The organism is Aneurinibacillus aneurinilyticus ATCC 12856 (assembly GCF_000466385.1).
Classification (GTDB): domain Bacteria; phylum Bacillota; class Bacilli; order Aneurinibacillales; family Aneurinibacillaceae; genus Aneurinibacillus; species Aneurinibacillus aneurinilyticus.
This window is the reverse complement of sequence record NZ_KE952916.1, coordinates 1-13,394: the sequence shown is the minus strand read 5'-3', so window position 1 is coordinate 13,394 and position 13,394 is coordinate 1. Positions and strand designations below refer to the sequence as shown.

At 44.1% G+C, this 13,394-nt stretch carries 11 protein-coding genes and 1 pseudogene; 10 read left to right on the top strand and 2 right to left on the bottom strand.

The genetic code is table 11. The features are described from left to right. Positions 1-154 precede the first annotated feature (154 nt). Together HMPREF0083_RS24785 and HMPREF0083_RS24780 are read right to left on the bottom strand one after the other, a co-directional pair. Entirely contained in the window at positions 155-1,669 is a 1,515-nt protein-coding gene (locus HMPREF0083_RS24785; protein ID WP_021624720.1) for an ABC transporter permease/substrate-binding protein, read from the bottom strand. Next, positions 1,669-2,736 carry an ABC transporter ATP-binding protein gene (locus HMPREF0083_RS24780; protein WP_021624719.1) on the bottom strand — a complete coding sequence of 356 codons (1,068 nt, stop codon included), beginning with the start codon at positions 2,734-2,736 and terminating at the stop codon, positions 1,669-1,671. Before HMPREF0083_RS24780 ends, HMPREF0083_RS24785 begins: the two co-directional genes overlap by 1 nt. Positions 2,737-2,932: 196 nt before the next feature. Between HMPREF0083_RS24780 and rocF the strand changes: the two genes are divergently transcribed. The 10 genes and pseudogenes from rocF to HMPREF0083_RS24730 all read left to right on the top strand — a co-directional run bounded on the left by rocF (position 2,933) and on the right by HMPREF0083_RS24730 (position 12,787). Continuing rightward, positions 2,933-3,832, top strand: coding sequence for an arginase (rocF, locus tag HMPREF0083_RS24775; RefSeq protein WP_021624718.1), 900 nt, complete (start codon positions 2,933-2,935; stop codon positions 3,830-3,832). Positions 3,833-3,966: 134 nt separating this feature from the next. After that, positions 3,967-4,530: an RNA polymerase sigma factor SigW gene (gene sigW, locus HMPREF0083_RS24770; protein ID WP_040305010.1), complete on the top strand. Its 564-nt coding sequence runs from the start codon at positions 3,967-3,969 to the stop codon at positions 4,528-4,530. Between the two features lie 21 nt (positions 4,531-4,551). Then, positions 4,552-5,169 carry a zf-HC2 domain-containing protein gene (locus tag HMPREF0083_RS24765; RefSeq protein ID WP_021624716.1) on the top strand — a complete coding sequence of 206 codons (618 nt, stop codon included), beginning with the start codon at positions 4,552-4,554 and terminating at the stop codon, positions 5,167-5,169. A gap of 148 nt (positions 5,170-5,317) precedes the next feature. Then, positions 5,318-6,136 carry a diadenylate cyclase CdaA gene (gene cdaA, locus HMPREF0083_RS24760; protein ID WP_021624714.1) on the top strand — a complete coding sequence of 273 codons (819 nt, stop codon included), beginning with the start codon at positions 5,318-5,320 and terminating at the stop codon, positions 6,134-6,136. Next, on the top strand, positions 6,129-7,451 hold the full coding sequence (locus HMPREF0083_RS24755; protein WP_021624713.1) for a CdaR family protein: 1,323 nt from the start codon (positions 6,129-6,131) through the stop codon (positions 7,449-7,451). Before cdaA ends, HMPREF0083_RS24755 begins: the two co-directional genes overlap by 8 nt. 16 nt (positions 7,452-7,467) lie before the next feature. Further along, complete coding sequence (glmM, locus tag HMPREF0083_RS24750) at positions 7,468-8,820, top strand: phosphoglucosamine mutase (protein WP_040305006.1); 1,353 nt, start codon at positions 7,468-7,470, stop codon at positions 8,818-8,820. 115 nt (positions 8,821-8,935) lie between these two features. Then, on the top strand, positions 8,936-9,217 hold the full coding sequence (locus HMPREF0083_RS24745) for a hypothetical protein (RefSeq protein WP_021624711.1): 282 nt from the start codon (positions 8,936-8,938) through the stop codon (positions 9,215-9,217). A 118-nt stretch (positions 9,218-9,335) separates the two neighbouring features. After that, on the top strand, positions 9,336-11,138 hold the full coding sequence (gene glmS, locus HMPREF0083_RS24740; RefSeq protein ID WP_021624710.1) for a glutamine--fructose-6-phosphate transaminase (isomerizing): 1,803 nt from the start codon (positions 9,336-9,338) through the stop codon (positions 11,136-11,138). Between the two features lie 131 nt (positions 11,139-11,269). Further along, positions 11,270-11,782 (top strand): annotated as a pseudogene (locus HMPREF0083_RS24735) (TnsA endonuclease N-terminal domain-containing protein); the annotation flags it as partial. 204 nt (positions 11,783-11,986) lie between these two features. Continuing rightward, on the top strand, positions 11,987-12,787 hold the full coding sequence (locus tag HMPREF0083_RS24730) for a CPBP family intramembrane glutamic endopeptidase (protein WP_021624708.1): 801 nt from the start codon (positions 11,987-11,989) through the stop codon (positions 12,785-12,787). Positions 12,788-13,394 lie beyond the last annotated feature (607 nt).

Sequence of the window (13,394 nt, the reverse complement as noted above, 5' to 3'; positions counted from 1 at the left end):
GCTGAATACGTGGGTTCGATTCCCATCACCCGCTTCACTTAGACTCTTACAACCTGTAAGGTCTTTTTTATTTAAACAAGCGTTTAATAAAGCGGATAACCAAAACAATCTCCATTGCTTTGGTTATCCGCTTTTTGGCGAAATTTCTTTAGCTTTACTTTATCAATCCATTTTTTTTAAGAAATTCATGTGCTACTTTATCAACAGATTCACCTCTATAATCTACCCGATAGTTCATCTCCATCATTTCCTCTTCGCTAATCTTACCAGCTAACGAGTTCAAAATGGTTTCCAGCTCAGGGTGTTCTTCAAGGATTGCTTTTCTGATTAAAGGTGCTCCTTGGTAAGGTGGAAAAAGATTTTTATCATCCTCCAGAGCAACTAGTTTATATTCAATCATATAGCCATCGGTGGTGTAAGCGTCGATGAGATTTATATCTCCAGTTCCGATCGCTTTGGCACGCAAGCCAGCATCCATGGTTTGGATATTGGGAAGATTTAATCCATACTGCTTTTGTATGCCCTTATACCCGTCTTCCCGGTCTTTAAATTCGAATGTAAAGCCGGCCTTTAATTTATCCGTATGTATTTTTAAGTCCGATATTTTGTTTAGATTCAACCGTTTGGCGAAATCCTCTTTCACAGCTAAGGCATATGTATTGTTAAACTTCATCGGGGCGAGGTAAACTAAGTTTTGGTCGGCCATCAATTTTTTTGCTTGGTTATATACTTCTTTTGAATTGTTGCTGACAGGCTGCTGCTTCATCAGTGTAACGACGGCAGTCCCTGTATATTCGGGGTACGCATCAATATCTCCTTTTTTAATTGCACTATAAAGAAAATCGGTTCCGCCCAGATTAGGTTTAAGCTCTACCGTTAAATCGGTTTGTTCCTCGATTAAAATTTTGTACATAGTAATAAGGATGTTAGGCTCTGCCCCAAGCTTTGCCCCTAGTACAACATCCGCTCTTCCTCCTTGAATAAAAAAGGGAGAAGCAATAAGACCTGCCAGGAGAACCATAACTGCAAGCATCGGTTTAAAAGATGAACTCATGGATCGTTTTTCAGTAAAACGGAGGAGCACATCGAATAAAATGGTCAACAGAGCTGCCGGAATCGCTCCTAGCAGAATATACGCGTTATCGGCCCGTTGAATACCGGTAAGAATCAAGTCGCCGAGGCCCCCTGCACCGATGAGGGCAGCCAGTGTAGCTGTTCCTACAATCAGTACCATTGCTGTACGGATACCAGCCATAATGGTGGGCATCGCGAGGGGAAGTTCTACTTTCGTAAGACGGCGTCGGGAATTCATTCCCATACTGGTTGCTGCTTCAATTAATGCCGGATCTACACCATTGATTCCAGTATAAGTATTGCGCAGAATTGGCAACAATGCATAAGCAGTTAAAGCAATAATAGCCGGAGTGGGACCGATACCAATAAGCGGGATCATGAAGCCAAGCAGAGCCAGACTGGGAATGGTTTGCAATACAGCCGTTACGCTGATAATTGGTTCGGCGATTCGTCTGTTACGCGTAAGGTAGATACCGAGCGGCAAAGCTATCAACAATGCAAATAAGAGGGAGACGACGGATAATTGCAGATGACGCCAAATCGTCGAGAGCAGGATATCCTGATTCTTTTCAAGTAATTTAAAAAAGTTCTGCATTATACCTTGTTTATCTCCTTCTCATGCTTTTTCATAAAATAGTGCATAATCGTACGGTATGAAAGTATACCGACCACTTTTGAGTCTTTAACGACAGGTAAAGCTTCTACCTGATGCTGTTCAAAGAGCGGCAAAGCTTGGGCCAGCCTCATGTCATTAGGTACTATAGGAATGCGTTCCCGAATCATGCTGCCTTCCACAATCCGACCAGCTAGTGAGCCATCCTCTTCAGTGATATACAGTGGTAAGATGCTTGAGGCGTTTCCCGCTTCCAAATCATGAATCGATAGAAGATGGGGGCTTTTAGCTTCACTCATTACATCCACTGCAGTGAGCCAGGAAGACTTACGGTCCCCGATAAACTCGCGTACGAAGTCGTTTGCAGGGTGCAGAATCATATTTTGCGGCGTATCAATCTGTATTGTTTCTCCGTTTTTCATTAAGCAAACGCGATCGCCAATAGCCATCGCCTCATCCATATCATGTGTAACGAATACGATGGTCTTTTTAATTTCCTGTTGAAGATTGCGAATATCCTGCTGTAGCTGTTCACGGCTTAACGGGTCAAGTGCGCTGAACGGCTCATCCATCAAGATAACTTCAGGATCGGCCGCTAATGCTCGTATAACACCAACGCGCTGTTGCTGACCGCCAGATAATTCAGAAGGCTTTCTCTCACGGTACGTAGCAGGATCGAGGCCTACCATATGCAAAAGTTCATCAATGCGATCACTTATCTTCCTTTTTCTCCATTTTTTCATCTCTGGAACGAGCGCAATATTCTCGGCAATTGTCATATGTGGAAACAACGCAATTTGCTGGAGTACATACCCGATATTCCAGCGGAGCTCCTGCACGTCGAACGTATGTATTTCACGGTCGTGCAAGAAAATTTTTCCTTCGGTTGGCTCGATCAATCTGTTAATCATTTTCATTGTCGTCGTTTTGCCGCAGCCGCTTGGACCGATGAGCACGAAAAATTCGCCGGCTTGAATAGTAAAATCGAGCTTGCGAATGGCCTGTGTGCCATCCTCATATGTTTTGGATACAGAAGAAAACGTAATCATAGCAAACTCCCTTCTCTAAAAAAGACCTATATTATATACCCGTTTTATTGCTCCCTTAAACCAATAATATATAGAATATCGTTTGTTTGCAGATGTATAACCATTCATAAAGTTGTTGAGTTGAGTCATTTGTTCCGAAGAGGATAAAATAAACGTACAATATAGAAAGAGAGGGCTTACATATATGAATCCTTCGATGAATCGAAATATTTCGGTTGTTGGTGTTCCGATGGATTTGGGAGCGGACCGACGTGGTGTAGACATGGGGCCAAGCGCCATTCGTTATGCTGGAGTTGTGGAGCGTTTGGCGAAAATCGGATATAAAGTGCACGATAAGGGCGATATCATTGTACGTCATCCTAAAGAAAAGACGATCGCAGGCACAAATCTTAAATATTTGGATGAGATTGCCCGAGTGAACCGTGAACTGTGCGAAGCAGTCTCGGATGAGATGGGCAAAGGGAATTTTCCACTTGTTATCGGAGGAGACCACAGTATTGCCATTGGTACGATTGCTGGTGTGCTTACGCATCGTCCAAAGACCGGTGTTATCTGGTATGATGCTCATGGTGATATGAATACGTCAGAAACCTCCCCGTCAGGAAACATTCATGGTATGTCACTTGCGGTAAGCCTTGGATACGGCCATGAATCGCTTACCTCTATCGGAAGCCCGAATGCCAAGCTAGACCCTGAAAAAACGGTTCTTATCGGAGCACGAGCTTTGGATCCCGGTGAGAAAGAATTTATTAAAAAGCTTGGTGTTAAAGTATTTACAATGCATGAAATCGATCGTCTGGGCATGGCGCGTGTCATGGAAGAGGCGGTGAAAATTGTTACGGACGGAACGGATGGTGTTCATCTGAGCCTTGATTTGGATGGCCTTGATCCACATGATTGTCCAGGGGTAGGAACGCCGGTCATCGGAGGCATTAGCTATCGTGAAAGCCACCTCGCAATGGAGATTCTAGCCGAAGCGAATGTATTGACCAGCGCCGAGTTTGTGGAGGTTAATCCGATCCTCGATCAGATGAACAAAACAGCGCGCGTTGCGGTGGCATTGATGGGTTCCGTATTCGGCGAAAAACTACTATAATAAAGAAGCAAAATGGATATGGACAAGCGAGGGCGCGCATTACGCGTTCTCGTCTTTTTATTTTTTTTGTGAAACCTATAATGTAGAGCAGACGTATGTAACATACGGGAAACTGATTTAGGATGTGGAGCAAATTGGACATTACCGAGCAACGGATTATCCAGGAGGCAAAAAACGGGAACCGCGATGCTTTTGCCGAACTGGTCGATTTGTACAAGGATAAGGTATACCATGTTTCCTACCGGATGGTGGGTAATCGACAGGAAGCGGAAGACGTCGCCCAGGAGACTTTTCTGCGCGTATACGCCAACCTGGACAACTACGATCCCCAGTACAAGTTCTCTACATGGATATACCGTATCGCTTCTAATCTTAGTATTGATCTTCTCAGAAAAAGAAAGAAAAATCTCTCCATTGATGCAGAAATTTCCGGAGCAGAGGGAGTGGACTGGCATGACCGACTTGCCGACACCGGCAAGGGACCGGAAGAAGAGGTGCTGACAGATGAATTGCAGGAAGAAGTACAGGGCGCCATCATGGGACTAAGTCCTAAATACAGGGCGGTTATGTTGCTGCGCTACATTGAAGATTTAAGCCTGCAAGAAATCAGTGAAGCGGTTCAGCTACCCATCTCCACCATCAAAACCAGAATTCACCGAGGCAGGGAAGCACTGCGTAAAAAACTTCGGTTTATGTAGTAGAAAGGAAGGAGAGTTGTTATGCATTGCAAAGATATTGTGCGTCTTATGCATCACTACCTGGATGAAGAAGTAACCAAGGAAGAAGAGATGCAGATTCGTTCCCACATCGCTACCTGCCAGGATTGCAAAAGGCATTTCCAGGAATTGAAGAGAACAATTGCTTTTGTACAAAGCTTATCTCATACTAAGGCCCCGGAAGGTTTTACGGACCGTGTGATGGCTGCTTTGCCTAAAGAAAGGCGAAAAGTAAGCTTTTTTGATCGAATTAAACGGCATCCCTTGCTTGTGGCCGCTTCGTTATTCGTTGTATTAATGGCTGGCAGCATGATGTCATTCTGGACGCAAGGACAGGAACGGTTTGAATTTTCTGCTCCGCAAGCCCAGAATATTAAAGTCGATGAGGATCGACATATGGTTATCGTCCCAGCAGGGAGAACTGTAGAAGGAGATATTGTTGTGCGCAATGGTAGCATCCAGGTTGATGGGGATGTAAAGGGAAATGTAGTCGCCATTGACGGTGAGGTGTACACGGCCTCAACAGCTCATATTTCAGGCGAAGTAGAAGAAATCCATGAAGCATTGGAATGGGTTTGGTATAATTTAAAAAAGGTTTTCAATTCGCTTGTAAGCAGCTAAAATAAGAATGGGGGAAGGGCACGGAAATACCGTGTCTTTTTTGCGTGGTCTTGGAAAACAATATATACTAAGGAAAGAGAACGCTGGGATACAAGGGAACGGCACACCGTTGCTTGATCATTGCCTCCCGCTTGAAGGAGGAAAGTGAATGGAGGATTTTACCGAGAATTTTCTTGGCTATATTATTAATGCAGTTGATATTCTAATTGTTACTTATATTATTTATAAATTGATTCTGCTGCTGCGTGGAACGCGTGCACTTCAATTGTTTAAAGGTATTATTGTCATCGTTGTTGTAATGCTCGCCAGTACTGTTCTGCAATTGCGTACATTGCAATGGTTGATGGACAAGGCTTTTACATATGGAGTTTTTGCGATACTGGTTATTTTTCAACCAGAGCTGCGGCGTGCGCTGGAACAAATCGGCCGCGGGCGTCTGTTTTCTCGCAGTTCAGCCCCTGAAGAGAAAGCGGTAGCCGATGCTGTAGAGGCCATAGTAAAATCTGTTTTCTATATGGCGAAGCGAAGGATTGGAGCACTCATTGTCATCGAACGGGAGACCGGATTGTCGGATTACATTGAAACAGGCATTAATCTGACCGCACGTAGCAGTACTGAATTGCTCATTAATATTTTTATTCCAAACACGCCATTGCATGACGGCGCAGTGATTATGCGTAAAGATATGGTGATGGCGGCAGGATGCTATCTTCCGCTTTCGGAGAACCCTACTATCTCCAAGGAGCTGGGCACGCGCCACCGGGCGGCCATCGGCTTAAGTGAAGTCTCGGATGCTCTTGCTGTAGTAGTATCGGAAGAAACCGGTCAGGTCTCTATAGCGCTGAATGGTGAGATTTCCCGTGATTATGACCAGGAGAAGCTCACGGAGCTTCTATATGAGAAGCTCACCCAACAAGGAAGAGCGACAGCGCCGATCTGGCAACGGAAGGTGAAAAACGATGGATAGATGGCTTAACAACAATACCGTGGTCAAAGTAATCTCACTTTTGCTTGCCTTGATGCTATGGGCGGTAGTCAATAACGACCCAACCGTCAGTACAGGCGTAGGTCCGGGACAGGTAACATCACATACAAATCAGGTTGGCTTGAAGGTACGATATGATGCGCGCAAGTATCTTGTACAGGCACCTTCTACTGTACAGGTGGAGTTGAAAGGAAGAAAGGACTTGTTGGCCATGTCTTCCCTTATATCTCCAGACAGTTTTGACGTTTATGTAGACTTGCGCAATTATGGTAGCGGAAAGCATGATGTACCGGTACAATATGAGGGAGTGCCCAGAGGACTCGAAGTGGCGATTCAACCGAGCCATGTAACAGTCACTATCGAAGAAATCAAGAAGATAGAAAAAACGATTCAAGTGGATGTTGTTGGTAAGACAAAAGCTTATGGAAAAGTAGGTCAGCCTGTTGTCAATCCACAGACGGTAACTGTCACTGTACCGGAAAGCAGGGTGAAAGATGTAGCATTTGTTCGGGCATATGTTAGTGTAGAGGGAGCCGAGGAATCGGTCGATACGAGGGCCCCGCTTCGTGTGCTTGATCATCGAGGCGATCCTGTAGAAGCGGCCAAAGTATCGCCTGCAACAGTGGATATACACGTTCCGCTCTCTTTAACCCCAGCGAAGACCGTTCCTTTGAAAGTTGGAGGTAAAGGAGTGCCTGCAGACGGATATCAGGTTACTGCCGTAACAGTGAACCCGAAACAAGTGACGCTGTATGGGAGTCAGGAAGTATTGAATACAATCTCTGCCATTGTGCTTCCAGATGTGGAAGTGAGCGGACTAAGCGAATCGAAGACGGTTCCTGTCAATATTCCGTTGCCGGATAAAATACAGAAAGCGGATGTGACATTAGCGGAAGTGAGCATTACTATCGTAAAAAAGGATGAAGCGGCGATAGGAGCTGTTCCTAATGAGACGGGTAAGCCGGAAGAACAGCCTCAGCCGCCAGCAACTATACGTGATTCAGTAGAATTGCCTATCAAAGTTCAAGGACTTGCCGAAGGTCAGAGCGCCGAGTTTGTCAAACCTTCATCCGGCCGTATTGAGATACAGCTCCAAGGAACTAAAGAGGCAATTGAAAAAATGGATAAAAATAAACTCTTCGCTTCTATAGACATGAGCGGAAAGCCGCCTGGACAGTATACATCGTCCATACATGTAAGCAATCTTCCTTCCGATGTGAAAATAGTCAATCAACAAGGACTACAAGCAGTAGTTTTAGTAAGAGAGCAAGTTGATAATCAGCGTGTTAACTCGTGAGAGGAGAGGTAAAGGAATGGGTAAATATTTTGGAACTGACGGCGTGAGAGGCGTTGCCAATACAGAATTAACTCCAGAGCTGGCATATAAGTTGGGACGGTGCGGCGGATACATTGTTACTCGTGACAGCAAGAACGAGAGACCGAAAGTGGTTGTCGGCCGTGATACACGTATTTCGGGTCCGATGCTAGAACGTGCTATTATCGCCGGACTTCAGTCTATTGGAGCGGAAGTGGTCAGGTTAGGCGTTATTTCTACCCCGGGAGTGGCCTATTTGACCCGCGCCCTGGAAGCAGACGCAGGGATTATGATTTCTGCATCGCACAATCCGGTACAGGATAACGGAATTAAATTTTTCGGCGGCGATGGGTTTAAATTGCTTGATGAGATGGAAGCTGAAATCGAAGCGCTGCTTGATGCGGAAAAAGATGAGCTGCCACGCCCGATTGGCGGCGATATTGGAACCGTACTTAATTATAAGGAGGGGGCGCAAAAGTACCTTCAGTACCTGAAAGGTACAGTGCAAAATCGATTTGACAATCTGAAAATTGTCGTCGATTGCGCGAATGGGGCCGCTTCTGCACTGGCAGCCCAATTGTTTGCTGATATGGAAGCGGACGTCATCACGCTGGCATGCAATCCGGATGGTTTAAACATCAATGATAAGTGTGGCTCCACTCATCCAGAAGCCCTGCAGCAAGCTGTAGTTGAACATAGTGCCGTGCTGGGTCTGGCGTTTGATGGTGATGCAGACCGTTTGATTGCGGTCGATGAAAGGGGAGAGCTTGTGGACGGCGACTTTATTATGGCGATTTGTGGTGTTGCCTGGAAACGTCGTGGCAAGCTGAAGAATGATACCGTCGTATCTACAGTTATGAGTAATATCGGATTCTATAAAGCCCTTGAGGCAGCAGGCATCGAGACTCGTCAAACAGCTGTAGGGGATCGCTATGTAATGGAGGAAATGCTAAAAGGCGGATTTAACCTAGGGGGCGAACAATCCGGCCATATTATTTTCCTCGACTACAATACGACTGGGGATGGACTTCTGACGGCGCTGCAATTGCTCGATGTGGTTGCGGAAGCAAACGGCAAGCCGCTATCTGAATTAGCCGCAGAGACGATGACCCAGTACCCGCAAATTCTCGTTAATGTACGTGTTGCTGATAAAACGAAGCTAACCGGAAATATTGCGGTCAAGTCCGTTGTTGAAGAGGTGGAGGAGAAGCTCGGCTCGAATGGCCGCGTGCTTGTCCGTCCTTCTGGAACGGAACCGATTGTTCGCGTAATGGCAGAAGGTCCAGATAAAGCGGAGCTTGAAGAGTATGTAGAACAAATTGCCGATGTCGTTAAGAAAGAACTTGTGTAAATGCTTGTTAAAAGGATGCGGTAGTCATGCCGTATCCTTTTTTTCTTAAGTTAGGTAAAGGTAAGGACACGGGGAAAACTCCCTATTGTTAGAAAGTGTTTACATGTGGTAATGTATGCATAGTGCAAATAAGGAGGGGATTGAAAGCATAGGAAGCATACAGGTTGGTCTTGAATATAATGATGTTGTAAAAGCGCCAGGACCATTCCTATCGGACGGTAAAGGAATGGTTGACGAGGTGGAGGTTAATCGATTGATTCGGCGGATGCCTCCCGGCAGTGGACCGCTGCCGCAGGGCTGTTCAACAAAACGTCAGGGAAACTTGTCGGACAAAGGAACAGTACGGTCTGATATCCATGGTTTAAATAACAAAAACCCGGGTATGTGTATAAGGTGAATTTTCATTTTGAAACGATAACAAAAGACAATGGTAGACGGGGGCACACCCTGTCTGAACGGAAGAGTTATAGTGATGACGTGTGTTGCCCCGTCTCGAAAGGGGAACAAGAACGTATATGTGTGGAATCGTAGGATATATCGGAACTCAAGATACAAAAGAAATCTTGCTTCGCGGTTTGGAGAAACTGGAATATCGCGGCTATGACTCTGCGGGCATTGCTGTTGTAAACGGAAAAGGTGTACGCGTTTTTAAAGAGAAAGGGCGGATTGCCGCGCTGCGTAATATTGTAGATCAGGATACGACAGGTAGCGTTGGAATCGGTCATACGCGTTGGGCGACGCACGGCGTACCAAATCGCGTAAATGCACATCCACACCAGAGTCATACTGCGCGTTTTACGCTTGTGCATAATGGTGTTATCGAGAACTATGAACACTTGAAGCGCAACTTTTTATCCGAACATTCCTTTATCAGTGACACGGATACCGAAGTCATTGTACAGATGATAGAAGCATTCGTGGTAGAAGGGATGACTGTAGAAGAAGCCTTCCGTACTACGCTGAAAAACTTGAAAGGCTCGTATGCCATTGCTCTATTGGATCAGGATGATCCGGACGTTATCTATGTAGCCAAGAATAAAAGCCCGCTGCTTGTCGGTCTGGGCGAGGACTGCAACGTTGTAGCCAGTGACGCTATGGCGATGCTGCAGGTAACTGATACATTCGTCGAGCTAATGGACGAAGAAATTGTGATCGTAACAAAAGATAGCACTACAATTAAAGATTTGGACGGAAACGTCATTATCCGTAATCCATTCGTTGCTGAAATTGATGCCAGCGATATCGAAAAAGGTACGTATCCGCACTATATGCTGAAGGAAATTGACGAACAACCTTTTGTTATTCGCAATATCATCCAGCAATATCAGAACGAAGACGGCAATTTGAAGCTGGAGGAATCAATCCGCCAAGCGATGAAAGATACGGATCGTATCTATATTGTGGCCTGCGGTACTAGTTATCATGCAGGTCTTGTCGGCAAACAATTTATCGAGAAGATGGCTGGTATTCCGGTAGAAGTGCATATTGCAAGTGAGTTCTGCTATAATATGCCGCTTCTCAGCAAAAAGCCGCTGTTCATCTTTATCTCGCAGAGCGGGGAGACAGCAGATAGCCGCGCAGTATTGGTACAGGTGAAGAAGATGGGATACAAGGCACTGACATTGACGAACGTGCCGGGTTCTACCCTGTCTCGTGAAGCAGATTATACACTGCCGCTCTATGCAGGTCCAGAGATTGCGGTCGCTTCGACGAAAGCGTATATCGCACAGCTGGCGGTGCTGGCGATACTTGCAGTGGATACGGCACGCGCACAAGGCTTGTCATTGGATTTCGAACCGCTGAAAGAACTGGGCATCGTAGCCAATGCAATTGAGACACTATGCGATAACAAGGATGAGATGAAGAAGATTGCGGATGAGTTCCTGAGCACCCATCACAATGCATTTTTCCTTGGCCGTGGCATTGACTTCTATGTATGTCTCGAAGGGGCGTTGAAGCTGAAGGAGATTTCCTATATTCAGGCTGAAGGCTTTGCTGGCGGCGAGCTGAAGCATGGTCCGATCGCTCTTATCGAGAAGGATACGCCGGTTGTTGCCCTGTCTACCCAGAAACAACTAGACTTGAATATTCGCGGTAATGTGAAAGAGGTTGTAGCACGTGGTGCGAACCCTTGCATTATTAGTATGGAAGGTATGGAGAATGAGGGAGACCGCTTCACGATTCCGGCAGTGCATGAGATGCTGACGCCTCTTGTGTCGGTAGTTCCGATGCAGCTTATTTCGTATTATGCGGCTCTGCACCGTGGCTGCGATGTGGATAAACCGCGTAACCTAGCCAAATCGGTTACAGTAGAGTAAGAATTTATAATTAAGATGTTTGTTGTGTGGCTTTGAAATAAAGTCACGATGTTTATAAAAAAGATGCGATGGTTTAAAGAAAGTTGCGAAGCTTTTCCCCTTTAGATGTGATTGTCTAAAGGGGTGTTTTTATGTCCAAAAGAAAAAGAACATCTAAAATAGAGAAGTGGATTAAAGAAGGTCGTGGATCAGGTATTGGTTCAGAATATAAACCGTGGCTAAAGATCCAAGATGTATCTTCTTTAGGCCGTTCCACTCGTTTAAAAGGAATAAAGACGAACAGGCAACATGAGTTTTTATCTGATTTAGAAAGAAACTACTTTTATATAACTGAATTTTCGGATTTAATTGTTGATATTCGAGAGCAATTTCCTTTACTACCGTTAGAAGAAACTATTGTCATTGCTGAAGAATTAGGTGTGAAGCATCCTGCAAATCCTAAAACTGGGGAATCTGTTGTGATGACAACAGATTTTTTATTAACGATTAATAAAGGTCAAGGTGTAATTGAAGTAGCTCGTACAATAAAAATGAAAGATGAACTATTAAAAGAGGGTGTGCTTAAAAAATTTGAAATTGAAAGGGAATATTGGCAACGAAAAGATATTGATTGGGGCATTGTTACAGAAGAAGAAATATCTAAAACAATTGTTGATTTAAAAGAAAGATGTACCGTTTATAACAAAGTTGTACCGTTTTATCCCTTTGGATACCGTTATCTAAAGGGGTGTTTTTAAGTGAAGAGGAAAAGACATTTTAATAAAAAGTTCGATTAAGGACCTGTTGAGTGACAATAAGTTGCTCCGTTAAAATTTAATGTATACTTTAAAATGTGAGGTGTAGAAATCGTGACAGACAAAAAAATCACAGTACAATTTACGATGCAGACATTTTGCATTGCCTATCTTGTGTCAGGTGCTTTGATTGCTCTTGGGCAATTCGGATATTCGGTTCACAATTGGGTTCACTCGTTACAGCAATTCGGGATGAATATCCCTTTTGCAATCTATATTTTGTCGCCCGCTATTGCTTCATATATCGTTCTGAAGAAAAATAACAAAATAGCAGGTTTCAAGGAATGGTTGAGAACTGTTTTTTATGCCAAAAATAGCATATCTCTCTATTTGTTCGTTGTTACAGGACTTGCACTGTATTTTTTGATACATATTGCAGTTTCAGGTCGCACGGAAATGGTACTTCCATTTTATACGTTCTTCCTTTCCCTGCTTGGTAATCTTATTATCGGTGGCTTGGAGGAAGCTGGCTGGATGTACATATTGCAGCCCGAGCTTGACAAAAAATACGGTTTTGTTTTGTCTTCTGTTTTTGTTGGAATCATTTGGATTTTATGGCATATCCCTCTCTTCTTCATTCCGGGGACGAATCACGGAGAGGGACTCATTAACTTTTGGATGTTTGCAGTTCAACTCATTGCGTTTCGGTTTTTCAATGGGGCAATCTACAAAATATCAGGAGAAGGCCGTGTGTTTATGTGCGTATTATTCCACACCATGTTCAATGCGGCATCCCCCATCTTCGGCACCATGACTATGACTTGGGCGGGAACCATTGCCGCAAATGCTGTGATTGTTCTTGTTTCAATTGTAACCGTTGTGATATACGACAAAAAGAACAGGCGAATAGTATAAGCATAATCCGTGTTCGCCAAATTCTAGTTTGTTGAATAGCCGTTTACATAAATGAAACGTCTTTGCAGGAGTGGCGAAGCCACGACTTCATGAACAGCCCCCCAGTATCTAACAGGGGCGTAAATTAACCTATAATTCCCCTTTCTGAAAGAAATGTGATTAACATCAATGTGTAAGATTGTGAAATGTTATACTTAAAGTAACGGGCGTGATTGTGGAACAACTTAGATAGGAAATGTTCAAACTTTTTTGTAAAAATTGAACAATACTTCACAAAGAAAGAGCCCATTTTGTTCAATCATTTTTTCAAAATAGGTTCTTCTCGTTTATCATAAAATACGGGTTTGTGAGGTATTTTTGATCAAACTTTCTTTCAAATCAACATGTTATTGTCTGCGAATAATAAAGACCTTTAAAAAATAAAATACTTGCTTAAAAAAGATGGAGCGAAAACTGGGTTTTCATTCCATTTTCGTTATTTTTTCGCATGATGAAACTTTAGCATTACCTTCAGAAAGCACCATTAGATAAAGTAATTGCTAAACATGTCGGGAGCATTCTCCATGAAAATTACAATTAGAGGATTATTGTTATTTATTCAACTCCC

Bases quoted from the DNA above. Each gene is read 5' to 3' on its own strand.
- HMPREF0083_RS24785 (WP_021624720.1), bottom strand. From the start codon at position 1,669: ATGCAGAACTTTTTTAAATTACTTGAAAAGAATCAGGATATCCTGCTC.
- HMPREF0083_RS24780 (WP_021624719.1), bottom strand. From the start codon at position 2,736: ATGATTACGTTTTCTTCTGTATCCAAAACATATGAGGATGGCACACAG.
- rocF (WP_021624718.1), top strand. From the start codon at position 2,933: ATGAATCGAAATATTTCGGTTGTTGGTGTTCCGATGGATTTGGGAGCG.
- HMPREF0083_RS24765 (WP_021624716.1), top strand. From the start codon at position 4,552: ATGCATTGCAAAGATATTGTGCGTCTTATGCATCACTACCTGGATGAA.
- cdaA (WP_021624714.1), top strand. From the start codon at position 5,318: ATGGAGGATTTTACCGAGAATTTTCTTGGCTATATTATTAATGCAGTT.
- HMPREF0083_RS24755 (WP_021624713.1), top strand. From the start codon at position 6,129: ATGGATAGATGGCTTAACAACAATACCGTGGTCAAAGTAATCTCACTT.
- glmM (WP_040305006.1), top strand. From the start codon at position 7,468: ATGGGTAAATATTTTGGAACTGACGGCGTGAGAGGCGTTGCCAATACA.
- HMPREF0083_RS24745 (WP_021624711.1), top strand. From the start codon at position 8,936: ATGCATAGTGCAAATAAGGAGGGGATTGAAAGCATAGGAAGCATACAG.
- glmS (WP_021624710.1), top strand. From the start codon at position 9,336: ATGTGTGGAATCGTAGGATATATCGGAACTCAAGATACAAAAGAAATC.